Here is a 25551-nt window from a genome sequence, read left to right as displayed (position 1 = left end):
GACTGAGTCTGGGAGGGGACCGGGCAAGGTGTGCAGCGCCCTCGCACGCCGCAAACCTTAGGCCGGGCCGCGTCCATCTACTGGTGGGTTTCCTTGTCCCGGAGCGGGGTCCTGCCTAGCGTCGAGGGCACCGAGAACCGACTCCCACGAGGTGACCCATGCGCACGTTGCTGCCCCCCCAAGGATTCCGACGCGCAGGGGGTGTCCGCACCGGTCTGTCCGGACTCGCCGTCGCGGGTCTGCTCACCGGCACCCTGGCCGCGACCAATCCCGCCGCCGAGGAGGACCTGCCGTTCCCCTCGGCCGTCGAGCCCGAGGAGGCGCCGATTCCGGAGGAGGGCCCGGCGGGGGAGCCGGAGCCTGGGCTGCTCACCGCGCCCCTGGCCGAGGACGGCCCGGCCGCCGAGGCGCCGGGCCAGGCGGTGCAGGACGGCCCGCAGACCGGCTTCGAGGAGCGTGGTGGTGCGTCGTGGACCACGCTCGAGGAAGAGCAGGAGTTCCTGGCCGAGGTCGCCGCGATCAGCGACCGGGTGTCCATCACCCGGGCGGGCACCACGCTGGAGGGGAGGCGGATGGACCTGGTCCAGATCGGTGCCGAGCCGCGCACCCCTGGCGAGGTCGCTGCCGGAAGTTCGGTGCTGTATGCCTGCACCCAGCACGGCAACGAGCCTGCGGGCCGCGAGTCCTGCCTGCAGATGATCCGCAACCTCGCGCTCGACAACAGCCCCGCCACCCGGCGGCTGCTGGACCGTTCGACGATCCTGGTGGTCCCGACGGTGAACCCGGACGGCGTCGCGGCCAACACCCGCGGCAACAGCGAGGGCGTGGACATCAACCGCGACCACCTGGCGCTGGAGACCCTGGAGGCCCGGGCGATCGCCCAGGTGCTACTGGACTACGACTCCCAGGTGGTCCACGACGCCCACGAGTACAGCGGCCGGGCCGAGGTCTATGAGCGCGACCTGATCCGTCTCTGGCCGCGGCACATGAACGTCGATGAGGGCATCTACGACCTGGCCGTCGAGTTGGCCGAGGACTACATCGACCCGACCGTGGAGTACGAGGACTACACCACCGGTGACTACGGCATCTGGTATGACGCCGACGGGCGGCAGATCGCCCAGGTCGCCGGCAACGAGGACGAGCGGATCATGCGCAACACCATGGGTCTGAAGCACCGCGTGGGGCAGCTGACCGAGAGCCGGGTCAACGACTTCTCCGGCGAGGAGTCGCAGACCGAGGGCAACATCCGACGGGTCCGCACCCACCTGCTCGCCAACCAGGCCACGCTGGACCTGATGCTGGAGCAGGGCAGCGGCATCAAGCAGGCCACCGAGCAGGCCAGGGAGGCCGCCACCGAGGAGGGCGCGAGCGGAGACCAGCCGTACTTCTTCGCCGGTGCAGACAACGCCCTGCCCACCCCGGACGCTGTCGACCTGGCCCCACCGTGCGCGTACGTCCTCACCGACACCCAGTTCCGGCAGGTGCGCACCACCCTGGAGTTGCACGGGGTGCAGACGAGTCGAGAGCGCCAGGGTGTGGTGGTCACCATGGCCCAGCCCGCGCAACCGCTGATCCCGCTCCTGTTGGACGAGCGCGCCAACTTCGGCATCACCGAGGGCGACCCGGTCGCATGTGACTGATCACCGGCATACTCACCCCTCTTGACGCCGGCGTTGGCCGGGTCCACCATCTGATTCTGAGTTTCCGCAAGGATCTCCGGAGCCCCACCGGGCCGACGGCGGCGGCTCTCGCACCCGTGGACCTCGGCACCTGCGGCACGTGCAGTGACACCTCTCGGAGGAGGCCCTCAGGCCGCCTCGCGACACACACAGTGACAACTGTGAGGGCGCCTTTCGTGCACACGCCCGACCTTTCACTCCAGCGTGAGACCAGGACGCTGGGTTCGAGGAAGAGGTGGTCCCCATGGCAATTCGCATCCCCGGGCAGGCCGTCGAGCAGGACCCGCCCGAGAGTCAGGACCTCGGTGCCCCCACCGTCGATCTGCTCCGCTCGGTGTCCCTCCTCCCAGAGGACGGTGACCAGCAGCAGGCCGGCGGGGTTCGCGCTGCCGTCTTGGGCCCCCCTGACAGTGTCTCCGTCATCGAGGCGGGTGCCACGGCGGCGGCCAAGTGGTGGTCGACCGCCATAGGGACCTCCGCTGCTGCCATGGCCGGCCTTGTGACGGCGATCTGGGGCAGCCTGGCGAAGGGGAGCAGTTGGAACCAGCCCTTCGCGATCCTGGCTCTGGCCGTGATCGCGGCTGCCGCGATCATCGGGATCGCCTACCTGCTGGGCTCCGACGTCCGGGGGAGGGCAGCCGCCACTGTCGCCACGATTGAGGCGCGTCAGCGAGTCGCCACCGCCATGATCCGCGAGGCGAGCGAGCGTTTCACCGCCCCGGACCACGCCGAGTCTGGGGCGACCCCGATCGGACTGTCACCTCTGCCGGCCCGCAACACCCGGCGTCCCTCCGAGGACGAGCCAGGGTGGCGCGCCGTGGCGATGCGCGAGGGCAAGTCGGGCACGGAGTACTTCCTGGTCAAGGGCGGGCAGTCCAGCTGGGTCGGCGCCGCGCACGTGGTCTTCCTCTAGCTGCTCGGGCGGCCCCGGCGCGCCACTCCGGGGACGGTCAAAAGCGAGTGCCCGCCCCCGGGTTCGATTGCTACGTTGGGCTGGATGCTCAGTACTGCGCTGCCCCCACTGGACTGGTCTGTCACCTGGCACGCCGGCCACCCCTCGCCCAAACATGACCCCGCGCCGGAGATCCAGACCCACTGGGTGAGCCTGGACCTGGTGGTTCTCCGGCAGAACAAGTCGGTGCACTTCGAGGCGCCGTTCATGTTCCTCCTCTTCGGTCGGCAGCGCGCGATGTTGGTCGACACCGGCGCCACGCCCGAGCCGGACTACTTCCCGTTGCGGGCGACCGTCGACGAGCTCATCGCCACCTGGTGGTCGGGGGAGGTGCCCGATGGCTACGAACTACTCGTGACGCACACGCACGGGCACGGTGACCACCGGGCCGCCGACGGCCAGTTCACCGACCGCCCACACACGACGGTCGTCGGGCACGCGCTGCCGGACGTCGTCACCCACTATGGGTTCGACGACTGGCCCGCAACGCACCGGACCGTTGACCTGGGGGAGCGGACGGTGGACGTCATCCCTGCCCCCGGTCACCACCCGTCGGCAACCGCCTTCTACGACCGGGGCACCGGCCTCTTGCTTACGGGCGACTCGCTCCTGCCGGGGCGCGTCTACGTGCAGGACTGGGACGAACTCGTCGCCTCCGTGGACCGGCTGGTCGCCTGGGCGCAGGAGCACCCCATCTCGTATGTCGTGGGGTGCCACGTGGAGATGTCGAGCACCGGGGAGGCCTACCCGATGGGGATGACCTACCAGCCCGACGAGGCACCCCCTCAGATGCCGGTAGACCGCCTCACTGAGCTCCAAGAGGCCCTCGTCTCGATCGACGGCCAACCCGGTGAGCGCGAGTTCGCGACGTTCCACGTTTGGTGGCACGGCTGAACGTGACTCCGCCGCGCAGTTCTGAGTTTGCCCTCCCGCACGCGTCCCCACCTCACGACACCGCCTGCGACTTTCATCAAGCGCATGCGGGCACGCGGAGAGCGCACTATCCTGCCGGTATCGCAATCGGCCCAGGAAGGCTGAACACATGGCGGCACAAGATATCCGTGGCGCGACCAAGCGAACGGGTCTGACTCTGATCGCAGCCGCGGCAGTGACGGTGGGCGGTGCGTACGGCGGCATCGCGCTAGCGGAAGCGACCATGGGGACGGCAACTCTTGACAACGAAGTCTATGGTGACCAGCCTCCGAGAGCAGCGAACCCGGACTACCCGAGGAACGGGCAGGGACTCACCTACGGGACAGTCGCCAAGGCGAACGTCCCAGAGGAGGAACCAAACCTGATCCTCGTGGTGTCCGACGGCGGGCAGGAAGGGTTCGTATACGCGGAACAGTTGAATCCGCCGGATTTCAAGTCTCCGCATGAAGCACTCGAGTGGCAAGACGAACGCTACGCCCGTGACTTTGTACTGGACGTGTACGAAAGCGACGGAACCACCAAGATTGGAACCTTTACCATTCCGGCAATCGAGAAGTAGTGGGCCAAGTGGCCGATACCTGCCTCGGGTTGGCCGCGACACCGCGTGACTGTAAGCCCGGGGAGCGCGCGAGCAGGGCGCAGAGAAGGGACCTCTCAGATGGAGAGCAAGAGGAACGCGGCCGTCGGCGACTCCAGCCGTCCATGGCAGACACTCTCGTCGGGCTACGAGCAGGCACGCGCCCGCGAGGACTCGCTGGATCTGCTCGTCGAGTGGCCGGCGCAGCGAGCTCTCCTTGGCGACGTCACCGGACTTGCCGTCCTGGACGCCGGTTGCGGCAACGGGGCTAAGATCGCGCAGTTGGCCGCCGACGGTGCCGGCCAGTCGGTCGGCGTGGACATCAGCGGGAACTTCATCACGCCACCACCAGGGGTCGAGCTCATCGTGGGTGACCTGTCCGACCTGTCGGCGGTCCAGGGGATTGGGGGCCGGGCGATTCGACCGGATCCTGTTTCTGCAGTCCTTTGGATACGCGGCGAACGCAGTCAAGGCCTTGCAGGCTGCGCGCGAGTTGTTGACCGAGGACGGTTTCATCCTGCTCACGAGGACCCAGCCGATTCGATACGCAGTCTGGCGCGCTGAGCAGAACGGAACTTCCCTGGGGGAGGAGTACTTCGCAAGCGAGCCCTTTGCCTACCAGCACCGAAACTGGGACGAGCAGGTGACCCTCACGAAGCGTCCTTACACGATGTCGGATCTGCTCAACGCCTTCAGCGCTGCAGGGTTGTGGATCGAGGCCACGGTCGAACCACAGATGTCCGCCGAGGTGGCCGAGCGCTATCCGCACAAGCAGGCAGCGATGAACAAGTATCTGGGCATCTTGATGTTCAAACTCAGGCCGCTGCCAACACAACCGGGCCGTTGATCGTCGCGCTGATGCAACGGCCCGCCAGGGGGAGGGAGGCCAGAGGTTCCGAGTGATCCGGCTGCGTGGTTGGCCCATCAAGACTTAACATAATGTCACTTATCGGCGATGTGCCCAGGCGTGACCATGACCGCTGCCAGCCCCTACCCGTCCTTGGCCAAGCTTGACCAAGGACGGCTTTCAGGGTGCACGAGGTATCCCCAGCGCGTCGCTGACGGCGTCGTCGATTGTGCGGAAGTTGTGCAGTCCCATCGTGCCCACGGGTTCGGTGGGGCCGGCGAGCTCGTTCCCGAATCCGTCGAAGTACAACCCGTTCCTCGTGCGGAAGCAATGGGTCGCCAGGACGTCCTTGGGCTCAAGCTGCGCATTGTCCAGGGTCTCGAAGACCCCCTGACGCCACGGCGTGGTGTTGGTCATGATGGGCGGGACCAGCAGATTTTCCGGGCCGAGCGCTGCGGCATCGGGCATCTCCTTGTGGGTTGACCACTCGGCGTAGAGGTAGATCAGGACGGCGGTCCCGGGGCCCTCGGAACGGGTCCACTGGGCCTCGGTCGAGATCACGCGTCCGAACAGGAAGGTCTCCCCCGCCAGCGCGAGCGCAAAGGCGTCGCCCTGTCGCGGAGCCTGCGGGGTGTCGGTCAGGACCCGCAGGTTCGTCCCGAGGGACGTATCCGTCGTCTGGTCAGCGACAGTGGCCTCGGGAACCTGCGTGGGGGAAGCAACAGACACCCCGGACGCCGAGGGTTGTGACAGCCACGGCTCCACGCACGCCGAGAGCTCCTTGGCAGAGACTTGCACCGCGAACTGGAGCTCGCCCTCGTCTGTGTGCAGCCGTAGATAGCTGGATTGGCCCAGGATCGAGCCGATGTCGAAAGACTCGACGTCACCACCCCAGGCACGGTCCGAGTGCTTGGCCTTGGTCGGCATGAAGGCGGCGGCGCCGTGGGTGACGCCCAGCATCCCCGGAGCCCAGAGCCGCCTGGCCTCTCCGAAGAGGCGGACCTGCACCGGCTTGCCCGGAGCGGTGCGCTCGACCGGGATCGCCACCTCGAAGGCCTCGCTGAATCCGGCAAAGCGATCCTCGACGCCCGCCTTGCGACTGGTGGCCATGGCCCAGAGAAGCAGCGCGACTCCCCCGGCCCCGGCCATGCCGACAGTGGCCTGCCCCAACGCCGGCCAGGCGACGCCGATCGCCACGGCCCCCGCGATGAGCAGGGCGAGGCCACCGACGAAGATGTTCCAGGGGCGCATGACCAGAATCTACCCAGCCGACCGGCGTCAGGTGAGACACTCCTGCGGTGAGGTTCCTGCAGGCCAGCGAGGCCGAGATCGGTCGGACAGTCCTCTACGCCGGAGAGGATGAGGCCGAAGGCGTGCTCGATCCCGATCTCCTCCGGGCCGGATGCATCCTCAAGTGGCATCACCCCGGGGTGATCAAGGACTTCTACGGCCCGGGTCTGAACCACTGCCTCGTGGAGTTCGTCGGGCTCGAGGGCGAGGTCGTCAGCACTGCGTGGGGCTTCGATCACGATGCCGACGGGCGGTATCCCGGACTGCTCGTCCCGTCAGAGGCGGAGTGGAATGCGGCGTTGTCGAGTGGCTGGTGGAACGGCCAGCGCGACAGGTGAACTCAGGGACGCGCGGGAGGGCTGACGTCCCGTGCCCCGCGCAGGGCCGTGAGGACGGCATCCACCACGGCCTCGTCGGACAGGCCCAGTCCTCGCAGGCGGAGGACCAGGGCACTGGCCTCCCGGCGCACCTCCTCCTCGGGTCGGGGCGTGGTGTTCAGGGCCGGGGCGATCACCCGCGTCCCCGCGCCACGCGCGGTGCGCACGACTCCCTCGGCCTCCAACTCCTTGTAGGCGCGGGCCACCGTGCCGTTGGCCAAACCCAGGTCCGCCGCGAGTTGACGGACCGGTGGTAGCTGGGCGCGGTCCGGCAACTGCCCGCTGAGGATCGCGTCGTGGATCTGGGCACGGACCTGGACGTAGGGCGGGCGCGGATCGGCCGGGGAGATGACCAGCCTCACGGCCGCACGACTTCCTGGGCGGGGAGCGCACCGGTCGGCAACTGTGGCGCAAACACGTGGCAGAGCGCGAGCACGACACCCAGACCGGCGAAGCACAAGACGCTCAACAGCACCCAGCCGAGAGTCAAGAAGTCGATGCCGAAGGCGGGGTGGACCTCGGTGTCGCCGCCACCGCTCAGGCCGATCAGAGCCATGGCCACGACCAGGAACGTGGTGCCGAAGCTGGCCAGGGACACGACCCCGACGACCCGCTGCGCACTCGTCCGTCGGATCAGGTCGTCCAGGTAGCGCTCGCGGGCCCCCGGGCCGCTGCGCGGCCGATCCACGGCCACGCGGAGGGCAAGCGCGGCACCGAGCAGCAGGACGACGAGTCCCACCGGAGCGAGCACCAGTCCCCGACCCAGGTCGTCCAGAGTCACGATGAGCACCACGGTGAGGCCCGCGACGACGATGCCGGCCCGCCACGCCGTGGTGGTCTGGTCCCGCCAGCGCCGAGCCACAGGATCATCAATCTGTGACCAGCGCACGCCGCCGCTCCGGAGTGCGCGCAGGAGCAGGACCGCCACCAGGCCGGCCGCCGCGATGAGCAGCAGCAACAACAGCACCAGTGCGACGGGGACGAGACTCATGGATCCTCCTTGTGTCACATGTCTGGTACAAGAAGGGTGGCGCCTGCGCGTCCGTTGTGTCAAGCCCTTGGGACAAGAGGGCCCTCGCGCGTGCTCCCCCGGCGGACGGGTGGGGTCAGGGCCGTTTCTGGAGGAGTTCGCGCGAGGAGGCAAACCCGAGGCGCTCATAGACCGGCACGGACTTGCTCCCCGACTGGACCGTGACCCGACTCGCCCCTGCGCCGAAGGCGTGGCCGGTGGCCTCGGCCACGAGGGCAGCGCCGATGCCATGTCCACGGTGTTCGGGGAGGACGAACACGCTCTGGACGTCGGCCGACAAGCGGTCCGTCACTCCGGGGCGGGCGACCCGCGGGACCAGGGCCACCCAGGCCATCCCGACCGCCTCACCCGTTGCCTGGACGGCGAGGAACGCGCGGTGCGAGGCATCGTGCGCCGCCCACCACGTGGCGAGGTCGCGCTCGAAGGCCCCGAGCGTCTGCCCGTCCTGCTCCCCTGGCGGCGCGAACCTCCAGATCAGCAGGGCCAGGGCGGTGAGGTCCGACCGGTCGGCACGACGGATCTCCATGGGCACAGTCTCCCAGGAGGGCTTGGCGGGCGTCGGGGGCCTGGCGGGTCAGACCAGCCCGGCCTCCCGCGCCGGCGCGGCGTAGGCGATGGCGAGGGTCTCCACCGTCTCGTGGGCGTTCAGACCACTGGGGTTGGGCACCACCCACAAGGCCGCGCCCTCGAGGGTTTCGGGCTGCCGCCCCACCTTTGCCCCGCGGACCCCGAAGGCACTCCGGTATGCCGTGATGCCGGCGACCGCCACCACGCCGGGTCGGAGCCGGCTCACCGTGGAGCGCAGGTGTGCCCCGCCGGCGAGCAGCTCCTCGCGGGACAGTTCGTCGGCCCTGGCGGTGGCCCGCGACACCAGGTTGGTGATCGCGATCCCGCGGTCTATCAGGTGCCTGCGATCGGCCCCGTCCATCCCGGCGGCCGGGTCGATCGCTCGCTCGAGGATCCCGGCCCGGAACAGGGCCGGGTAGAAACGGTTGCCCGGGTGGGCGAAGTGGGTCTGGGTCGCGGCCGTCCACAGACCGGGGTTGATCCCGACGAACAGCAGCCGCACCGGCGGGTCCCCGGCGTCCGGGTGCCCCGCCAGGTCTGGGACCACGGCATCGCGGTAGCGCTCCAGCTGCGCACGGGTGTAGCGCGCCACGGCAGGCCGCTCCTCTCTCCCACCAGTCCTCGAGGGTGGTTCCCCACGATGATCGCGGATCAGCTGTCCGGCGTGAGGAACGGGTCGACGACGGCGTGGAAGCCGTCCGGATCGTCGCGGCGGACGCAATGCCCGACCCCCGGCAGCAGTGCGGCTTCGACGAGCGGGTTGGTGACGAGGCCTCGGTGCCGCGCAGTCTCGCCGTCCGACGGCACCACCAGGAGGGTGGGCACCGCGATCCGTTGCAACGCCGCGACAGCATCCAACTCCCCCAACTGCAGGCGTCGGATCATCTCCCGGTCGACCCGCGGCTTGCAGGCCGCCCAGGCGTCGATCTCTGCCCTGGGCCAGTCGCTGTCCCGTCTCATCCGCCGCGCCTCCCCCACTCCCCCGTCGGCGAAGCTGTCCAGGAATCGCTCCTGCTCGGCCGCGAAGCCGTCGGGCGTGACCGGGGCACTCACCAGCGCGGGATCCTCCAACACGAGCCGGGTGAAACGGTCCGGGCGCTGGATGGCGGCCAGGAGACCCAGCCGACCCCCCAGGGAATGCCCGAGGACCACGGCCGGCCCACGACATACCGACTCCAACACCTGGACCACGTCGTCGACGAGCACGTCCATCACCGTGGCCAACTGCGTCGGGGTGAACCGTGGGGAGGCGCCGTGGCCGCGCAGGTCAGGGGCCAGCTAGTCGCCAGTGACTCCCCCACCGTTCGACCACATCTGGCCACGTAGTGCCAGCCTCCGTGAGGCCGTGGAGCAGCACGATCTCCGGGCCGCTGGGCTGGCCGAACTCGTGGATCGACAGGGTCACGGGGCACCCGCCATCAGGGTCAGGCCCGAGTCATGTGAGGGCGTCTCCCGGAGGCCGAGCCGCTCGGCCACCTGCCGGACGTGGGGCGATTCCCAGCGCAGGCACAGCACCGGCGCCATCTCCTCCCTCCGGATGTGCTTGACCGCCTCCGTGAGCAGATAGCGGGTGATGCCGACCTCGTGGGGACCCGGCCGGACGAAGAGCCGATCGATCACGAGGCACCGCTCCGTGGGGTCAGGCCGACAGATCTGGACGTGCCCGACCACGTTCTTCGTCGGAGTTACCGGCACCGGTGCCTGGTCGAAGACCCACGACACCTCGACGCGGTCGCCGACGAGCCACTCCCGGAGCCGGCCCGTGGACAAGCCCGGCTCCGGACGGCCCATGTCACTCAGCAGCACGCAGAGCCGGCCCAGGTCTTCGGCCCGTCGCTCCCGGATCATGGAAGGTTCTGGCTCACGTGCGCGCCCCGGCCGGTCACGACGTGGCGTCGTCGAGGGGACGACAGTCGTTGCGGCAGTTCGAGGCCGGGTCCACCTGGTGCCCGTGGGCCGCGGCGCGGTGCAGGACCGCGTGGGTGGGGACGATGCGCAGCTCTCCCGCGTCGCCCAGCGTCGCGTCGCCGTCCACGATGAGGGTGTAGCCCGCCTGCTCGCGCGGTGGCAGCAGCAGCGTCACGTTCGGCTTCTCCCCCACCACACGGCGGGCGGTCCTGCCCGGTTCGTCGAGCAGGAGGACGCCGTCGACCAGACGCGGGAAGACCTCGGCGACGTGTGGCCGCTCCCCGCCGCCGGTCAGCAGGTATGCCGTGTGGTGGCGCCCGAGCGCTTTGTCCAGCGAGGCGAGGTCGACAGCGATGCTCATGGCACCATCATGCCCGCCGCTGCCCCGGGCGTCAGGGGGTCCGGGCGTACCCTCCTGACATGGCAGCGACGGTGATCTCCGGTGATCGGGTGCTCCCGCCGGGTTTCGCCCACCCGCACGCGTCGGAGGAGGCCCGCCGGATCGCCGAGGACGGGCTGATCCTGCGGGTCCAGGTGGGCTCGGGCGTGCACGGCACCTCGATCCAGGGGCAGGACGACCGGGACGAGATGGGCATCTGCCTGGAGCCCCCGGCGCACGTGACGGGACTGGCCCGGGTGCCCCGTGGGACCGGCGCCACGACCCGACCCGTCTCCTTCGAGCAGTACCAGCGGCACACGGCGTGGGACCGGCCCGGTGGGCTGGCCAACCGATCCGGCGCCGGCGACCTGGACGTCGTCGTCTACTCCGCCCGCAAGTGGTGCCGGCTGGCGCTGGAGGGCAACCCGACGGTGCTCCTGGCGCTGTTCGTCCCCGACGAGGAGGTCGTGCACCGCGATGCCGCCGGCGCCGAGTTGGTGGACCACGCCGACCGTTTCGTCTCCCGGCTCGCCGCCGAGCGGTTCCTGGGCTACCTCCGGGCCCAGCGCAGGGCAATGACCGGCGAGTCCGCCGCACACACCAACCGGCCGGAGTTGGTGGCCGCGCACGGCTACGACACCAAGTTCTCGATGCACGCGCTGCGGCTGGGGATCCAGGGAGTGGAGTTCCTCACCACCGGACGGATCACCCTGCCGGTGCCCGAGCCGGAACGCAGCTACCTGCGCCGCGTCCGCCGGGGTGAGGTGCCCCTCGCCGAGGTGGTTGGTGAGATCGACCGCGCCGAGTCCCGCCTCACCGCGCTACGGCATACCTCCGGGGTGCCCGAGGAGCCGGACCGGCAGTGGGTCGACGGGTGGCTCCACCGCGCGCACCTGGCCTACTGGGGCGCAACGGGCGACTCCGGTTCCTAGGCCCCTGCCTGGCCGGGGCTCCATTCCTGCATGACCTGCTCGGCGAGCTTGCGGGGCGCCTGCAGGCAGTAGGACGCCACGAGCAGCTCGGCGACCTCCTGCCAGTCGGTCTCCTCGTCGAGGATGAGCCCCACGACGTTGCTGCCCCACCCGGCACGGAAGTAGGGCTCACCCATCGCCTCGAAGGCCATCACCTCCTCGGGGTCGGCTCGGAAGACCGCCCGGAACCGTTGGTCCTCGCCACCGAACAGGTGCGCCACCGTCGCGCTGCCCACCCGCCAGCGCACCCCGACCCAGGCGTCCTCCTCGGCGCATCGGGGTAGGGCGCCCAGCACACGGTCACACCGCTCGATCCACTCGATCGGGACATCCGGACGTTCTGCCACGGGATCACTGTGCCGCAGGGGTCCGACAGCGCGGACTCCTCGGCCTCAGCCCTGGGCCCGGACGTAGTCGGCCAGGTGGCGACCGGTCACCGTGGAGGCGTCGGCGACCAGGTCGGTCGGTGGCCCCTCGAAGACGACCGTCCCACCGTCGTGCCCGGCCCCGGGCCCGAGGTCGATGATCCAGTCCGCGTGCGCCATGACCGCCTGGTGGTGCTCGATCACGATGACAGACTTGCCCGAGTCGACCAGTCGGTCGAGCAGGCCGAGGAGCTGCTCGACGTCGGCCAGGTGGAGCCCGGTCGTGGGCTCGTCGAGGATGTAGGTGTCGCCCTTGTCACCCATCTGGTTGGCGAGCTTGAGCCGCTGCCGTTCCCCGCCGGAGAGCGTGGTGAGTGGTTGGCCCAGGCTGAGGTAGCCCAGTCCCACGTCGGCCAGCCGGTCCAGGATCTTGTGCGCCGCCGGGGTCCGGGCCTCTCCCTCGGCAAAGAACTCCTCCGCCTGAGCCACCGACATGGCCAGCACGTCGGCGATGTTGCGTCCCGCGAGGGTGTACTCCAGCACCTCGGCCTGGAACCGCTTGCCCTCGCACTCCTCGCAGGGGGTCTCCACCGTCTCCATCACCCCGAGCTCGGTGTAGATGACCCCCGCGCCCTTGCAGGTGGGGCAGGCGCCCTCGGAGTTGGAGCTGAACAGTGCGGGCTTGACGCCGTTGGCCTTGGCGAAGGCCTTGCGGATCGGGTCGAGCACCCCCGTGTAGGTGGCGGGGTTGCTGCGCCGCGAGCCCTTGATCCCGCCCTGGTCGATCACCACGACGCCGTCACGGTCGGCCACCGACCCGTGGATCAGGGAGCTCTTGCCCGAGCCCGCGACCCCGGTGAGCACACACAGCACCCCGGTGGGGATGTCGACGTCGACGTCCTGCAGGTTGTGGGTCGAGGCGGCCCGGACCTCCAGGACACCGGTGGCCTCGCGCACCGACTCCTTCAGCCGCGCCCGGTCGTCCAGATGCCGGCCCGTCACCGTGTCGCTGTCCCTCAGACCCTCCACGTCGCCCTCGAAGCAGACCTCCCCGCCGTCCACACCCGCACCAGGGCCGAGGTCGACCACGTGGTCGGCGATGGCGATCATCTCGGGCTTGTGCTCCACGACCAGGACCGTGTTGCCCTTGTCCCGCAGCTGCAGGAGCAGCACGTTCATCCGCTCGATGTCGTGCGGGTGCAGCCCGATCGAGGGCTCGTCGAAGACGTAGGTCACGTCGGTGAGCGAGGACCCCAGGTGCCGGATCATCTTGGCCCGTTGCGCCTCGCCGCCGGAGAGTGTCGCGGACGGCCGGTCCAGGGACAGGTAGCCCAGGCCGATCTGGGTGAAGGAGTCCAGCAGGTGCTGCAGGCCACCCACCAGGGGGGCCACCGACGGCTCGTCCAGCTCGCTGACCCACACCGCGAGGTCGCTGATCTGCATACGGCACAGGTCGGCGATGCTCTTGCCCGCGATCTTGCAGGCCAGCACCTCTGCGGTCAGCCGCGTGCCGTCACACTCTGGGCAGGTCTGGAAGGTGATCGCCCGCTCGACGAAGGCGCGGATGTGCGGCTGCATCGACTCCACGTCCTTGGACAGCATGGACTTCTGGATCTTGGGGATCAGCCCCTCATAGGTGAGGTTGACCCCCTCGACCTTGATCTTCTCCGGCTTGGCGTGCAGCAACTTCTCGAGGTCCCGCTTGGTGAACTTCGCGATCGGCTTGTCCATCGGCAACCCCGCCCCGGCGAAGATGCGGCCGTACCAGCCGTCCATGCTGAAGCCCGGGACCTTCAGTGCCCCCTCGGACAACGACTTGGTCTCGTCATACAGGGCTGTCAGGTCGAAGTCGCTCACTGCACCCTTGCCCTCGCAGCGCGGGCACATCCCCCCGAGATAGACGGCGTCCTTGACCATCGCACGCTCGGTGTGGCCCCCCTTCTCGGTGGTCATCACCCCGCTGGCGCGGCGCGTCGGGACGTTGAAGGAGAACGCCGTCGGCGGACCGACGTGGGGCTGCCCGATCCGGCTGAAGAGGATGCGGAGCATCGCGTTGGCATCGGTGACGGTCCCCACGGTCGAGCGCGGATTGGCCCCGATCCGCTCCTGGTCGACGATGATCGCCGTCGTCAGCCCCTCGAGCCGGTCGACGTCGGGACGGGCCAGCGAGGGCATGAATCCCTGGAGGAACGCGCTGTAGGTCTCGTTGATCATCCGTCGCGACTCGGCCGCGACGGTGTCGAACACCAGGGAGCTCTTGCCGGACCCGGACACCCCGGTGAAGACGGTCAACCGTCGCTTCGGGATCTCGACGGTCACCTCCTTGAGGTTGTTTTCCCGGGCGCCCTGCACCCGGATCAGGTCGTGACTGTCGGCGGGATTCGCCCCTGCGGCGCCCCGGGTCATCGGGTGGGTCCCTGGATTCGCAGCTCGTTGCCCGCCGGGTCCCGGAAGGCGCAGTCCCGCACCCCATAGGGCTGGTCGATCGGCTCCTGGGCCACCTCGGCCCCTGCGCCCTGCAGTTGCTCGAAGGTCGCGTCCACGTCGTCGGTGGCGAGATTGACCCCGAAGTAGGTGCCCTTGGCCACGAGCTCCAGGATGGTGCGCCGCTCGTCCTCGGTGATGCCCGTCCCGACCCCGACCGGGTGCAGCACGATCGAGGTCTCCGGCTGGTCGCCGGGCCCGACCGTGATCCACCGCATCCCCTCGTAGCCAACGTCGTTGCGGACCTCGAAACCGACGACGTCGCGGTAGAAGGCGAGGGACTCCTCCGGGTCAGTGTGCGGGAGGAAACTGGCGTGGATGCGAAGGCTCATGAGGGTCACGCTAGTGGTGACCGGTCCGACGCGGCTTCTCGATTCCTGACCGGTCGGGTGACCTTCTTCGCCACGCACGGTGGCATCCCCGCCGTGGCGTCGTCGGCCTGGGTGCGGTAGACGCTCGGCGGCACCCCCACCAGCTCGGTGAAGCGGGTGCTGAAGGTCCCCAACGAGGAGCATCCCACCGCGAAGCAGACCTCCGTGACGCTCAGGTCCCCGCGGCGCAGCAGCGCCATCGCCCGCTCGATCCGCCGCGTCATCAGGTAGGAGTACGGCGACTCGCCGAAGGCGAGCCGGAACTGCCGGCTCAGGTGTCCCGCCGACATGTGCTCACCCCGGGCCAGCGCGGCCACATCCAGGGGCTGGTCGTACTCCCGGTCCATACGGTCCCGGACACGCCGCAGCCGCGCCAGGTCACGCAGGCGCTCGGACTCGGGGGACGGACTGGTCATCGCCTCCCATCCTCCCACCCCACGCCACCTCCCGGGCGATGCTCTACTGATCAGGCAGGGCTTCCCACGCCGCGCGCAGCTCCCGCAGCAGGGCCTGCAGTGCGGGGCGCTGGTCGCTGTCCCGGCGGTGTGCGGTGAGGATGCGGCGGGTCGGCGGGTCGACCAGCGGCACGGCCACCACGCTGTCCGGCAGGGGGTCGCGCCCCAGCCGCGGCAGCAGGGTCAACCCCAGGCCGTATGCCGTGGCCCTCACCTGGGACTGATAGTCGTCCAGGACGCAGCTGATCCGGTAGTCCAATTGCCGCTCCCGGAGAGACTGCAGCAGCTTGCGGCTGCAGATGCCCGGCGAGTCGTTGACCCAGTCCTCCCCGTCCAGGTCACCGATGTCGATGACGGACTGGTCGGCGAGACGGTGGCCGACCGGCAGAACCAGGTCCACCGGGTCGGTGCCCAGGTGGGAGGTCACCACGCCACCGGGGATCTGCAGGTGGTCCTCGGTCCAGTCGTGGATGATCGCCAGGTCGAGGTCCCCCCGGGCGACCGCGGCCAGTCCCGGCTCGGGCGCACTGTCCCCCAGCGTGACGCTCACGCCGGGGTGGCGTTCCCGCAGGGAGGCGATCGCTGCCACGCAGATGCCCCGGACGGCGGTGGGAAAGGCACTGAGACTGACCGTCCCGGAGACCCGGTGGGTCAGCAGCTCCAGCTCGGCCCTGGCCCGTTCCTCCAGTGCGCTCATCTCCGCGGCGGCGCGCACCAGGACTTGGGCGGCGTCGGTCGGCACGATGTTGCGTCCCTGCCGGCGCATCAGCACCTGACGGGCATCGGTCTCCAGGCGGGCCAGCTGCTGGCTGACCGCCGACGGGCTGTAGCCGAGGCGGGTCGCGGCGGCGGCCACCGTGCCGTCCTCCACGACCGCCCGCAGAGTGACCAGCTGATCCAGGTTGAACATGCAGCGATGCTACACGGTATCCGTTAGAAACATGCGCTGGATCTTTGTGGTTGAGTCTTCCACACTGGATGCATGACCACCGAAATCCTCCTCAGCCTCCTCTACGTCCTGCTGCTGGCCGCGACCTTCCTGGTGATCGGCCGGTCCACCATCGCGCCCCGGGAGCGCCTGCCCCTCCGCAGCGCTGCCGATGTCGCCGCGACCATCCGCCGGGGCCTCTGGACGGTCAGCGATGCCGGTCAGGCGCACACGTACCCGGTGCCCGCCCCCCGCAGCGTCACCCCAGCCGCCTGACACCTCTGCGACCCCGGTCGTGGGCAGGATCTTCCCCCTGTCCGCGCCGGGGTCGACGCGTCCGCTGGCGTGGCGTGCATGAGCCGCGCCCCCGGTGGGCTATCCTCGGACGCGTTCGCGGGTGTAGTTCAGTAGCAGAACAGCCTCCTTCCAGGAGGAAGACGTGAGTGCAATTCTTGCCACCCGCTCCACTTCCCCAGCCGGTCCACGCCGTAACGTGCCGGCATGAGCACCTCCCCGACCCACACCCTGCACGACGGCACCGTGCTGCCGGCCATCGGCTTCGGCACCTACCCGCTCAAGGGCTCGGACGCCGTGACCGCCATCCGTTCCGCGCTCGACGCCGGCTATCGACTGCTCGACACGGCCGTGAACTACGGCAACGAGGCCGAGGTCGGACAGGCGGTCCGCGAGAGCCGTCTGCCTCGCGAGCAGGTCCAGGTCACGACCAAGGTCCCCGGCAGGTTCCATGCCCATGACCTCGCGGTGCGCTCTGTCGAGGACTCCCTGCGCACGATGGGACTGGACTACCTCGACCTGGTCCTGATCCACTGGCCGAACCCGAGCGTCGGGCTGTATGCCGAGGCCTGGTCCGCCCTGGTGGAGGTGCGCGAGCGTGGGCTGGCCAGATCGATCGGGGTGTCCAACTTCGGCCCCGAGCACCTGGCCCGGATCGTCGACGAGACGGGCGTGGTGCCGGCCGTCAACCAACTCGAGGTCCACCCCCTCTTCCCCCAGGAGCACATGCTCGCCGTGGACGCCGGGCTGGGCATCCTCACCCAGGCCTGGAGCCCGCTGGGCAAGCGCAACGCACCCTTCGACGACGCGCCGGTCGCCGCGGCGGCACACGCCTACGGGGTGACCCCGGCCCAGGTGATCCTGCGCTGGCATGTCCAGCGCGGTGTCCTCCCGGTGCCGAAGTCGGCGACGCCCGAGCGGCAACGGGCCAACCTGGACGTCTTCGGGTTCGAGTTGGACGCCGACCAGATGGCGGCCCTTGCCGGGTTGGCCCGGCCCGACGGCAGGCTGTTCGGGGGCGACCCGGACACCCACGAGGAGATGTGACCCGACGGTTATCCACAGGTCCCTGACGGTCTCGCACCCCGACCCGACCGGCTGCGGCACCATGGAGGACACGGGCGGCAGGGGGCCGTCCACGACGGAGGGGCAGCCATGGGCACAGGGACCACGACCGACGCCGGGACGGAGCCGCTGAACGCCGTGCAACTGCGCGGGCGGATCAGCGCCACCCCCCAGACCCGCGAGCTACCCAGCGGTGACCTGGTCGTCACCTTCCGGGTGGCGGTGCCCCGACCCCGGCGGCGCGGCCAGGGTCGGCGTGGGGCGGTGGACGCCATCGACATCGCCTGCTGGACCGCACGCACCCGGGGGTATGCCGTGCGCCTGGCCGTCGGTGACACGGTCGAGGTCGAGGGCGCCCTCCGCCGCCGCTTCTTCGCCTCCGGGCAGGGGCGGGTCTCGCGCTACGAGGTCGAGGCCACCCGGGTGCGCCGGCCACCCCGGTCGTGACGACGCGTCCCGGTGCCACCCCGCCTGCAGGACGTGCCGCGGCCGGGGTCGTATCGTCGGGGTCATGCCCGTCACCACTCCGCGCACCCACCCCCTGCGGGACGGCACCTGCACGGCATACGACCACGGCGCCCAGCTCGCCGCGTGGGAACAGCACGGCGAGCCCGTGCTCTACCTCAGCGGTCTCACCCGGCCCGGTCCAGGCACCGCGATCCGCGGAGGGGTGCCGATCTGCTGGCCCTGGTTCGGGCCCGGGCGCGACGGCGCCCACTCCCCCGCCCACGGCTTCGCCCGCATCGCCCCGTGGCGACTGGTGGACGAGGTGGCCGACGGCGAGGCCGTGCGGTGGGCGTGGGAACTGACCCCGGCCGACGTCGACGCACTGCCCGGACGCGACCGGTGGCGCCACGACTTCCACGCCCGGTGCCAGGTGGAGGTGGGCGATCAGGCCCGGGTCGCCCTGACCGTCGCCAACACCGGGGCCGAGCCCTTCGACTACGAGGTGGCCCTGCACAGCTACCTGGCGGTCGGGGACGTGGCCCGGGTCCGGGTGACGGGCCTGTCGGGAGCCACCTGGTTCGACAAGGTCACGGGCGGGGTGCACGAGCCGGAGGGCACGCTGCGGCTGCGCGGCGAGACCGACCGGATCTACCACACCGCGGACCCCGTCGAGGTGCACGACCCCGTCCGGGGGCGCACCCTGAGCATCGCCTCCGAGGGCGCCCGCGACACCGTCGTGTGGAATCCCGGGCCGGAGAAGGGGCAAGATATCGGTGACATGGCGCCGGACGACTGGCACCGGATGATGTGCGTCGAGGCAGGCAACGTCGCCGGCAACGCGGTCGTCCTGGCACCGGGCGCCACGTGGACGACGGCCACCACCATCACCGTGACACGCTACCGAGGGGAACCCGATGAGCACTGAACAACCCGGGGAGGACGAGGTCCCCTACGCGAGCGACCCCGCCGAGGAGGGGCAGCAAGCCCCGGCGCCGCTGAGCAACACCGGCACGGACCGGGCCATCGTGCTCGGCTACGGCTTCCGGGTGCTGGCCGCGTGGTCGGGACGCTTCATCCTCATCGCGGTCGCGGTCGCCATCCTGCTCTGGCTGCTGGCCCGGGTGTGGGTCGGGGTCTTCCCGATCATGCTGGCCCTGATCGTGGCCACCGTCCTTTGGCCGCCGGTCGGGTGGCTGCGCTCCAAGGGGTTCCCGCCAGCGGCGGCCGCCGCCACCGGGCTGGTGGGCGCCATCGTGATCATCCTGGGGATCTTCGCCTCCATCGCCCCTTCGGTCATCAGCCAGGCCTCGGAGGTCGTCGACTCTGCCAGCGAGGGCCTGGTCCAGGTCCGGGAGTGGCTCTCCGGACCACCCGCCAACCTGGACAACGAGCAGCTCGACGACTGGGTCGCCCAGGTGGTGGCCTTCCTGCAGGGCCGGGCCAGCGAGATCGCGGCCGGTGTCTTCACCGGCGTCTCGGCGGTCGGCTCCGGCCTGGTGACCCTGGGTTTGGTCCTGGTGTTGACCTTCTTCTTCATCAAGGACGGCCCCAACTTCCTGCCGTGGGTGCGCCGCAACGCCGGGCGCACCGCCGGACGCCACCTGACCGAGGTGCTGACGAGGGTCTGGCGCACCCTCGGCGGCTTCATCCGCACCCAGGCCATCGTCAGCGGCGTCGACGCCATCTTCATCGGGATCGGGCTGCTGGCGCTGCAGGTGCCGCTGGCCCTGGCCCTGGCCGTGCTGACCTTCTTCGGCGGCTTCATCCCCATCGTCGGCGCCTTCGTCGCCGGCTCGTTGGCGGTGCTGGTGGCCCTGGTGACCAATGGGTGGCAGATCGCGCTCGCCGTGCTGGTGCTGATCATCGTGGTCCAGCAGGTCGAGGGCAACGTGCTGCAGCCCTTCCTGCAGGGCCGGAGCATGAAGCTGCACGCGGCCATCATCCTGTTGGCCGTCGCCGCCGGCGGCACCCTCTTCGGGATCGCCGGCGCCTTCCTCGCGGTCCCGGTCGCCGCCTCCATCGTGGTCGTGCTGCGCTACCTCGGGGAGCAGGTCGACCTGGTCTCGGGGGACATCAGCGCCGACGACGTCCAGGTCGCCACCCCCGAGGGGGCCGTGCTGGCCCGGCAGACCCAGGACGACGCCGCCCGCTTCGCCCGCGACCACGGCGGGGACGACGACCCCGAGGCGGCGCTGGCCGTCGAAGAACCCCGAAAGGGCCCCCTGGGCTGGTTGCGACGGCTCTTCGGACGCCGCTGACCCCAGACACGACAACGGGGCGCCACCGGACTCCCGGTGACGCCCCGTTCTCCTGCCGCGGGCGACCTACCTGGTCGCGTCGTTCCAGGCGTCCTTGCCCTTCTCCACGGCCTGCTTGGCGTTCGCCTCGACCTGGTCCCCGCGTCCCTCGGCCTCCAGCGACTCGTTGTCGGTCGCGTCGCCCGCGGTCTCCTTGACCTTGCCCTTGGCCTCGTCGAAGGCGTTGCTGATCTTGTCTCCGATACCCATGCTGAACTCCTCTGCTCGAGCGGAACGGACACCTCCACCCTCGTCCGCCCCCGGTGCCGACGCAAGTTGAGGCGCGAGCGAACACCCGGCGTGGAGCCCCCCGCGAGGAGCCCGGGTGTGGCAGGCTCCCGAGCATGACCGACGCCGCGGTGGTTGCCGACCTCTCGCACGAACGCACCCGGGCCCACCAGCGCGCCTGGTGCTGGTACGACTGGGCCAACTCGGCCTACGTCACGACCACCGGCACGGTGCTCATCGCCCCCTACCTGACGGCCATCGCCGAACGAGCCGCCTGCCCCGACCTGGTCGATGGCGCGACCTGCACCGAACGGCTCAGCGTCTTGGGCGTGCCCATCGCGGTCGGCTCGGTGGCCTCCTACACGATCACCGCCGCGACCATCATCTCGGCGCTCGCACTGCTGTTCGTCGGGGCCATCGCTGACCGGGTGTCCCGACCGACGCTGCTGATGGGCGGGCTGGCCTGGGCCGGGTCGGTGGCGGCGATGCTGATGTTCTTCCTGACCGGCACCAACTGGCAGCTCGGCGTCGTCCTCATCGTGATCGGCAACCTGTGCCTGGGTGCCTCCACCGTCGTCTACGACGCCCTCCTGATCCGGGTGGCTGATCCCGACGACCGCGACAGAGTCTCCTCCCGGGGCTGGGCCCTGGGGTACCTGGGCGGTGGCCTGCTGCTGGCGATCAACCTGGTCGTGCTCACGGTGTACGACTCAATCGGCCTCAGCTACGAGATGGCGATCCGGCTCAGCCTGTTCTCGGCGGGGTTGTGGTGGGCGGTGTTCACCCTGATCCCGGTGATCGGGCTGCGCCGCATCCGGGGCACGACGGCCGTGCAGGTCGACCGGTCCGCCGGTGTCGTCGGCGGCTCCATCCGACAACTGATGACCACGCTGCGCGAGCTGCGGCACTACCCGGTGACCCTGACCTTCCTGCTGGCCTACCTGTTCTTCAACGACGGCATCCAGACCGTGATCGCCTCCTCCAGCCTCTACGGCACCCGGGAGCTGGGGTTCGAGGCGAGTCAGATGATCGTCACCATCCTGTTGGTCCAGTTCGTCGCCTTCGGTGGTGCCCTCATGTTCGGCCGGGCGGCCCTGCGGTTCGGAGCCAAGAGGGTCGTCCTCGCGGGCATCGTGCTGTGGACCGCAGTGGTGACCTTCGCCTTCTTCGTGCCCGCGGGCGCCTTCACCGTCTGGCTCATCTGTGCCGTCTGCATCGGGATCGTCCTCGGCGGGACCCAGGCCCTGTCCCGGTCGATGTACTCCCAACTGATCCCCCGGGGCAAGGAGTCGGAGTTCTTCAGCCTGTACCAGGCCATGGAGCGCGGGACCAGCTGGTTCGGCACCCTCCTGTTCGGCCTCATCTACCAGTTCGCCGGGTCCTACCGGCTGGCGATCATCTCGGTCATCTTCTTCTTCGTCGTCGGGGGCCTCCTGCTGACCCGGGTCGACATGCGACGGGGCATCCGCGAGGCCGGGAACGTCCAGCCAACCGTGGTCTGACCTGCACGAGTGGACCCGGGACGCGGACCCTGGATACCATGGTCGACGCTCCCGATCCTGCACCGACGCCGCTGGGCGGCTGCGGCAGGACGACGCTCCGAGAAATCCACCGGATCGGGAACACCACAAGACACGTGGACGTTGACCTCAACGAGTCCACATTTCCGCTACACCCTGTTCACCTGGCAGAGGGGAGTTCGACATGGCCGAGAGGTCGTTGCGCGGCACCAACCTGAGTTGGCTGTCGTTCGAGAGCGATGAGGGCGTCACCTTCAGTGAGCGCCAGATCGTGAGCTACACCTGCCCCGACGGCCACGTCAGCGAGTTGCCGTTCTCCGTCGAGGCCGAGATCCCGCCCCTGTGGGAGTGCCGCTGCGGGCTGGACGCCAAGCTCAACGACGGGCCGGAGCCCGAGGCCAAGGCGGTGAAGCCGCAGCGCACCCACTGGGACATGCTGCTGGAGCGCCGCTCTATCCCCGAGCTCGAGGAGCTGCTCGAGGAGCGCCTGGCGCTGCTGCGCGAGAAGCGTGGCGAGAAGCCGCGCCGTCAGCGCACCGCCTGACCCACGATCGCCAGTGCCCCGCCGCGAATCGCGGCGGGGCACTGTCATGTCCGGGTGCAGCTCAACGACCGGGCATAACTCAACGACCAGGAGGTGGGTCCTCGTCGACGATGTCCCCCTCGATCACGTCCCCGTCGATGACCTCGCCCTCGATCACGTCACCGGAGGAAGCCCCGCCGGGGGTGCCGCCCCCGGAGCGCCCGGCTCCCCCAGCCGGTCCGTAGGTGGTGCCCGGCACGACCCCGTCCAGGACCCGGCTGCCGATCACGGCCGCCAGCCAGGTGCGGGTCAGCGGCCGGGTGAACGGCAGGATCAGGAACAGGCCGGCCAGGTCGGTCACGAACCCGGGAAAGAGCAGCAGCAGGCCCCCGACCAGCACCAGGGCGGCGTCGGCCAGCTCACGGCCCGGCATCCGGCCGGAGTCCACTGCCCGCCGCAGCGACTTCCACGTCCGGCTGCTCTCCCGCTTCACCAGCACCGCACCGAGCAGACAGCACACCAGCAGGGCGAGCAGGGTCCAGCCGACTCCGATCTGGCGGCCGACGAGGATCAGCACGATGAGTTCGACGAGCGGCACCGCGAGCACGGCCGCCAGTCCCCACCGGGCACGACGGGGAGCCTGCGGTCGGCCGTTCAGTCGGCCAGCTGGTGCCACCGCTGCCCGCCTCCGGCTCGCTCCCTGGCCCGACCGACGGCGGAGGCGACCTGACGTCCGCGTCGGCTAGCCCCCCAGGCGGTGACGCGGCCGAGCGCCTCCACCACGATGTCCGTGCCCATCTTGCTGTGCCCCTGGGCCCGCTCCACGAAGTCGATCGGGACCTCCGAGACGGTGAGTCCCCGGTCCAGCGCGCGCAGCGTGAGATCCACCTGGAAGCAATAGCCCTGGGAAGCCACCTGGGACAAACCCATCTCGCGCAGCGCGTCGACGCGGTAGACCCGGTAGCCGGCGGTCGCATCCCGCACCGGGACCCCGAGGGCCAGCCGCACGTACAGGTTGCCGCCGAGGCTGAGTGCCTTCCGTGCCGTGGGCCAGTTGTGGATCGCCCCACCGGGCACCCACCGCGAGCCGATCACGACGTCCGCGGACTCCGCGGCCGCCAGCAACCGGGGCAGCTGCTCCGGCTGGTGCGACCCGTCGGCGTCCATCTCCACGACCGCGTCGTAGCCGTGGCCGGCCGCCCAGGCGAACCCGGCCAGGTAGGCGCGGCCCAGCCCCTCCTTGCGGGCACGGTGCAGCACGTGCACCTGGTCGTCCTCGTCCGACAGCTGCGCTGCCAGGTCACCGGTGCCGTCCGGGGAGTTGTCGTCCAGGACCAGGACGTCCACGTGCGGCGTGTGCTCGCGCACCCGGGCCACCACCCCCGGCAGGCTCTCCCGCTCGTTGTAGGTGGGGATGAGCACGCAGACGCGGTGCAGCGACGCGCGGGCGGAACTCATGCCTAGACCCTAACCCGGCGCGGGCCCCAGACCCGGATCGCGAGCACCACGACCAGCCCCCCGGCTGCGACCAGCTCCGGCCACGCGCCCAGCCGCACGGCCCAGGTGAGATCGGTGCGCAGCGGCAGTGCACCGGAGACGATGTCCTGGGTGAACAGGTCGGTCTGCTCGTGGACGCGACCGTCCGGGGTGATCAGGCCGCTGACGCCGACGGTGCTGATGTGCACGATGGAGCGCCCCAGCTCGACCGCCTTGACCCGCGAGGCGGCCAACTGCTGGACCGACTCGTCGGTGAAGCCGAACGTGGCGTTGTTGGTGGGCACCAGCACCAGCTCGGCCCCCTCGAGCACGTTCTCCCGCATCAGGTCATCGACCACCACCTCGAAGCAGATGGCCACCCCCAGCACCAGGTCACCGTCCTCGAGTGGCACGTCCAGCACGCCAGGCTCCTGTCCCGGGAAGAAGTCGCGGGCCACCAGGTCGACCTTGTCGCTGAACACCCGGAAGAAGTCCCGGTAGGGGATGTACTCCGCGAAGGGCACGGGCCTTTGCTTGACATAACGGTCCACCACGCCCTGCCCCGGAAGCCACAGCAGGCTGGCATTGCTCACGTGGTCCTCCGGCTCGCGCAGCACGGCCCCGACCACGACCGGTGCACCGATCCCCTCGACCGCCTCGGTGATCACCTCCGCGGCGTCAGCGTTGCGCAGGGGGTCGATGTCGGAGGAGTTCTCCGGCCAGAGCACCAACTGCGGCTGGGCGATCTCCCCGGCCGCCACGAGATCGGCCGCCGCCAGCGTCGTCCTCGCGTGCCGGTCCAGCACCTCCCTGCGCTGGGCGTTGAACTCCAGGGTCATCTCCGGCACGTTCCCCTGGACGCCGAGCACCTCGATCCCCTCCCCGTCGACCGGCCGCGGAACCGCCGCCGGGGCCACGGCGACCACCCCGGCGCCGACCAGCGCCAGGGACGCGGCCACGGCCCCACCCCGGCGCACGGCATACCGCTTCTCGGACGCCTGTGGCGCAGGAGTCCCGCGCCGACCGACGACCAGTTCCTGCACGCCGCGGGCCAGCAGTGCGCCGGACAACGCGACCGCGAAGGTGACGCCCGGTGTCCCCAGCAGGGAGGCGACCCCGAGCACGGGCGAGTCCGACTGGCTGAACGCCAGGCGCCCCCACGGGAAGCCCCCGAACGGGGTCGTCCCCCGGGCAAGTTCACACACCACCCAGCCCAGGGCCGTGGCCAGCACCGGGACCGGGGCGCTTCTCGGATCCGAGCGGCCGGAGACCCCACCGATGGCGGCGCCCAGCGCCGCGACATACAGCGCCTCCAGGACGGACAGCGCCGCCCAGGGCAGCGCGCCGACGAAGATCCCCGACCAGGACAGCAGGGGGGTGAAGTAGGCCAGGCCGGCGACCAAACCCACGAGGAAGCCGCGGAGGGCCCCCGCCCCGGTCGCGGCCAGCGCGAGTCCGCCGACGCCGACGAAGGCGAGCGGCCACACGTCGTGGGAGGGGAAGGCCAGCCACAGGCTCAGTCCCGACAGGAGGGCGAGGAGGAGGCGGGCCGGCACCCGGTCAGCGTAGGCGAGGATGCTGGATC

General features: G+C 70.1%; 32 protein-coding genes and 1 tRNA gene. 16 read left to right on the top strand and 17 right to left on the bottom strand.

Going from position 1 to position 25551, the window contains the following annotated elements; genetic code table 11:
• The first annotated feature begins 158 nt into the window (after nt 1-158).
• The 6 genes from AC1QRC_RS12815 to AC1QRC_RS12790 all read left to right on the top strand — a co-directional run bounded on the left by AC1QRC_RS12815 (nt 159) and on the right by AC1QRC_RS12790 (nt 4991).
• Nucleotides 159-1643, top strand: coding sequence for a M14 family metallopeptidase (locus tag AC1QRC_RS12815; RefSeq protein ID WP_484203684.1), 1485 nt, complete (start codon nt 159-161; stop codon nt 1641-1643).
• Between the two features lie 283 nt (nt 1644-1926).
• Nucleotides 1927-2595, top strand: coding sequence for a hypothetical protein (locus AC1QRC_RS12810; RefSeq protein WP_484203683.1), 669 nt, complete (start codon nt 1927-1929; stop codon nt 2593-2595).
• Nucleotides 2596-2679: 84 nt separating this feature from the next.
• A complete protein-coding gene (locus tag AC1QRC_RS12805; protein WP_484203682.1) occupies nt 2680-3528 on the top strand; it encodes an MBL fold metallo-hydrolase in 849 nt (282 codons plus the stop codon).
• 148 nt (nt 3529-3676) lie between these two features.
• Nucleotides 3677-4126 (top strand): hypothetical protein, encoded by a 450-nt coding sequence (locus AC1QRC_RS12800; protein ID WP_484203681.1) that lies wholly within the window; start codon nt 3677-3679, stop codon nt 4124-4126.
• A 99-nt stretch (nt 4127-4225) separates the two neighbouring features.
• Nucleotides 4226-4708, top strand: a complete 483-nt coding sequence (locus tag AC1QRC_RS12795; RefSeq protein ID WP_484203680.1) for a class I SAM-dependent methyltransferase — start codon at nt 4226-4228, stop codon at nt 4706-4708.
• A 79-nt stretch (nt 4709-4787) separates the two neighbouring features.
• The gene (locus tag AC1QRC_RS12790; protein ID WP_484203679.1) at nt 4788-4991 is read left to right on the top strand and encodes a hypothetical protein; all 204 of its coding nucleotides are present in this window, start codon (nt 4788-4790) and stop codon (nt 4989-4991) included.
• Between the two features lie 180 nt (nt 4992-5171).
• Here AC1QRC_RS12790 and AC1QRC_RS12785 read toward each other — a convergent pair whose 3' ends face one another.
• Nucleotides 5172-6188 carry an Imm26 family immunity protein gene (locus AC1QRC_RS12785; protein ID WP_484203678.1) on the bottom strand — a complete coding sequence of 339 codons (1017 nt, stop codon included), beginning with the start codon at nt 6186-6188 and terminating at the stop codon, nt 5172-5174.
• A gap of 101 nt (nt 6189-6289) precedes the next feature.
• Between AC1QRC_RS12785 and AC1QRC_RS12780 the strand changes: the two genes are divergently transcribed.
• The gene (locus AC1QRC_RS12780) at nt 6290-6619 is read left to right on the top strand and encodes a hypothetical protein (protein WP_484203677.1); all 330 of its coding nucleotides are present in this window, start codon (nt 6290-6292) and stop codon (nt 6617-6619) included.
• A gap of 2 nt (nt 6620-6621) precedes the next feature.
• Here the strand turns inward: AC1QRC_RS12780 and AC1QRC_RS12775 are convergent, their stop codons facing one another.
• The 7 genes from AC1QRC_RS12775 to AC1QRC_RS12745 all read right to left on the bottom strand — a co-directional run bounded on the left by AC1QRC_RS12775 (nt 6622) and on the right by AC1QRC_RS12745 (nt 10524).
• The gene (locus AC1QRC_RS12775) at nt 6622-7020 is read right to left on the bottom strand and encodes a GntR family transcriptional regulator (protein ID WP_484203676.1); all 399 of its coding nucleotides are present in this window, start codon (nt 7018-7020) and stop codon (nt 6622-6624) included.
• Nucleotides 7017-7649: a hypothetical protein gene (locus AC1QRC_RS12770; protein ID WP_484203675.1), complete on the bottom strand. Its 633-nt coding sequence runs from the start codon at nt 7647-7649 to the stop codon at nt 7017-7019. Before AC1QRC_RS12770 ends, AC1QRC_RS12775 begins: the two co-directional genes overlap by 4 nt.
• Before the next feature lie 115 nt (nt 7650-7764).
• Entirely contained in the window at nt 7765-8214 is a 450-nt protein-coding gene (locus AC1QRC_RS12765; RefSeq protein ID WP_484203674.1) for an N-acetyltransferase family protein, read from the bottom strand.
• A gap of 48 nt (nt 8215-8262) precedes the next feature.
• A complete protein-coding gene (locus AC1QRC_RS12760) occupies nt 8263-8847 on the bottom strand; it encodes a mismatch-specific DNA-glycosylase (protein ID WP_484203673.1) in 585 nt (194 codons plus the stop codon).
• 59 nt (nt 8848-8906) lie between these two features.
• Nucleotides 8907-9521, bottom strand: a complete 615-nt coding sequence (locus AC1QRC_RS12755; protein ID WP_484206635.1) for an alpha/beta fold hydrolase — start codon at nt 9519-9521, stop codon at nt 8907-8909.
• A gap of 135 nt (nt 9522-9656) precedes the next feature.
• Nucleotides 9657-10103, bottom strand: a complete 447-nt coding sequence (locus tag AC1QRC_RS12750) for a hypothetical protein (RefSeq protein ID WP_484203672.1) — start codon at nt 10101-10103, stop codon at nt 9657-9659.
• A gap of 34 nt (nt 10104-10137) precedes the next feature.
• The gene (locus AC1QRC_RS12745) at nt 10138-10524 is read right to left on the bottom strand and encodes a hypothetical protein (RefSeq protein WP_484203671.1); all 387 of its coding nucleotides are present in this window, start codon (nt 10522-10524) and stop codon (nt 10138-10140) included.
• Between the two features lie 59 nt (nt 10525-10583).
• Between AC1QRC_RS12745 and AC1QRC_RS12740 the strand changes: the two genes are divergently transcribed.
• Nucleotides 10584-11474, top strand: coding sequence for a nucleotidyltransferase domain-containing protein (locus tag AC1QRC_RS12740; RefSeq protein WP_484203670.1), 891 nt, complete (start codon nt 10584-10586; stop codon nt 11472-11474).
• Here AC1QRC_RS12740 and AC1QRC_RS12735 read toward each other — a convergent pair.
• From AC1QRC_RS12735 to AC1QRC_RS12715, 5 genes are read right to left on the bottom strand one after another with little or no spacing between them, the layout of a single operon-like run.
• Entirely contained in the window at nt 11471-11860 is a 390-nt protein-coding gene (locus AC1QRC_RS12735) for an MmcQ/YjbR family DNA-binding protein (protein ID WP_484203669.1), read from the bottom strand. The two genes, AC1QRC_RS12740 and AC1QRC_RS12735, sit on opposite strands and share 4 nt — an antisense overlap.
• A gap of 45 nt (nt 11861-11905) precedes the next feature.
• A complete protein-coding gene (locus AC1QRC_RS12730) occupies nt 11906-14284 on the bottom strand; it encodes an ATP-binding cassette domain-containing protein (protein ID WP_484203668.1) in 2379 nt (792 codons plus the stop codon).
• Nucleotides 14281-14694 (bottom strand): VOC family protein, encoded by a 414-nt coding sequence (locus tag AC1QRC_RS12725; protein ID WP_484203667.1) that lies wholly within the window; start codon nt 14692-14694, stop codon nt 14281-14283. The genes AC1QRC_RS12730 and AC1QRC_RS12725 overlap by 4 nt, the downstream gene beginning before the upstream one ends.
• A gap of 5 nt (nt 14695-14699) precedes the next feature.
• Nucleotides 14700-15149, bottom strand: coding sequence for a helix-turn-helix transcriptional regulator (locus AC1QRC_RS12720; RefSeq protein ID WP_484203666.1), 450 nt, complete (start codon nt 15147-15149; stop codon nt 14700-14702).
• Nucleotides 15150-15192: 43 nt separating this feature from the next.
• Nucleotides 15193-16098, bottom strand: coding sequence for a LysR substrate-binding domain-containing protein (locus AC1QRC_RS12715; protein ID WP_484203665.1), 906 nt, complete (start codon nt 16096-16098; stop codon nt 15193-15195).
• A gap of 72 nt (nt 16099-16170) precedes the next feature.
• Here AC1QRC_RS12715 and AC1QRC_RS12710 point away from each other — a divergent pair, with 72 nt between their 5' ends.
• The 6 genes from AC1QRC_RS12710 (at nt 16171) to AC1QRC_RS12685 (ending at nt 20180) form a co-directional block, all read left to right on the top strand.
• Nucleotides 16171-16392, top strand: coding sequence for a hypothetical protein (locus tag AC1QRC_RS12710; RefSeq protein ID WP_484203664.1), 222 nt, complete (start codon nt 16171-16173; stop codon nt 16390-16392).
• A gap of 117 nt (nt 16393-16509) precedes the next feature.
• Nucleotides 16510-16583, top strand: a tRNA-Gly gene (locus AC1QRC_RS12705).
• Nucleotides 16584-16617: 34 nt separating this feature from the next.
• Nucleotides 16618-17457, top strand: a complete 840-nt coding sequence (locus AC1QRC_RS12700; RefSeq protein WP_484203663.1) for an aldo/keto reductase — start codon at nt 16618-16620, stop codon at nt 17455-17457.
• Between the two features lie 108 nt (nt 17458-17565).
• On the top strand, nt 17566-17922 hold the full coding sequence (locus AC1QRC_RS12695; protein WP_484203662.1) for a single-stranded DNA-binding protein: 357 nt from the start codon (nt 17566-17568) through the stop codon (nt 17920-17922).
• 64 nt (nt 17923-17986) lie between these two features.
• On the top strand, nt 17987-18847 hold the full coding sequence (locus AC1QRC_RS12690) for a D-hexose-6-phosphate mutarotase (RefSeq protein ID WP_484203661.1): 861 nt from the start codon (nt 17987-17989) through the stop codon (nt 18845-18847).
• On the top strand, nt 18837-20180 hold the full coding sequence (locus tag AC1QRC_RS12685; RefSeq protein WP_484203660.1) for an AI-2E family transporter: 1344 nt from the start codon (nt 18837-18839) through the stop codon (nt 20178-20180). Before AC1QRC_RS12690 ends, AC1QRC_RS12685 begins: the two co-directional genes overlap by 11 nt.
• A 66-nt stretch (nt 20181-20246) precedes the next feature.
• Here the strand turns inward: AC1QRC_RS12685 and AC1QRC_RS12680 are convergent, their stop codons facing one another.
• On the bottom strand, nt 20247-20429 hold the full coding sequence (locus tag AC1QRC_RS12680; protein ID WP_484203659.1) for a CsbD family protein: 183 nt from the start codon (nt 20427-20429) through the stop codon (nt 20247-20249).
• A gap of 134 nt (nt 20430-20563) precedes the next feature.
• Between AC1QRC_RS12680 and AC1QRC_RS12675 the strand changes: the two genes are divergently transcribed.
• Together AC1QRC_RS12675 and AC1QRC_RS12670 are read left to right on the top strand one after the other, a co-directional pair.
• Nucleotides 20564-21949: an MFS transporter gene (locus AC1QRC_RS12675; RefSeq protein WP_484203658.1), complete on the top strand. Its 1386-nt coding sequence runs from the start codon at nt 20564-20566 to the stop codon at nt 21947-21949.
• Nucleotides 21950-22151: 202 nt separating this feature from the next.
• The gene (locus AC1QRC_RS12670; RefSeq protein ID WP_484203657.1) at nt 22152-22511 is read left to right on the top strand and encodes an RNA polymerase-binding protein RbpA; all 360 of its coding nucleotides are present in this window, start codon (nt 22152-22154) and stop codon (nt 22509-22511) included.
• Between the two features lie 79 nt (nt 22512-22590).
• Here the strand turns inward: AC1QRC_RS12670 and AC1QRC_RS12665 are convergent, their stop codons facing one another.
• Genes AC1QRC_RS12665 through lnt form a run of 3 tightly spaced genes read right to left on the bottom strand, consistent with a single transcriptional unit; the run spans nt 22591 to nt 25522 of the window.
• Nucleotides 22591-23097 carry an FxsA family protein gene (locus AC1QRC_RS12665; protein WP_484203656.1) on the bottom strand — a complete coding sequence of 169 codons (507 nt, stop codon included), beginning with the start codon at nt 23095-23097 and terminating at the stop codon, nt 22591-22593.
• Between the two features lie 47 nt (nt 23098-23144).
• Entirely contained in the window at nt 23145-23948 is an 804-nt protein-coding gene (locus tag AC1QRC_RS12660) for a polyprenol monophosphomannose synthase (protein WP_484203655.1), read from the bottom strand.
• A 2-nt stretch (nt 23949-23950) separates the two neighbouring features.
• Nucleotides 23951-25522 carry an apolipoprotein N-acyltransferase gene (lnt, locus tag AC1QRC_RS12655; RefSeq protein WP_484203654.1) on the bottom strand — a complete coding sequence of 524 codons (1572 nt, stop codon included), beginning with the start codon at nt 25520-25522 and terminating at the stop codon, nt 23951-23953.
• Between the last annotated feature and the right edge of the window lie 29 nt (nt 25523-25551).

Source organism: Ornithinicoccus sp. (genome assembly GCF_057176825.1).
Note: the sequence above shows the minus strand (reverse complement) of the source record. Positions and strands in the feature narration are given on the sequence as shown.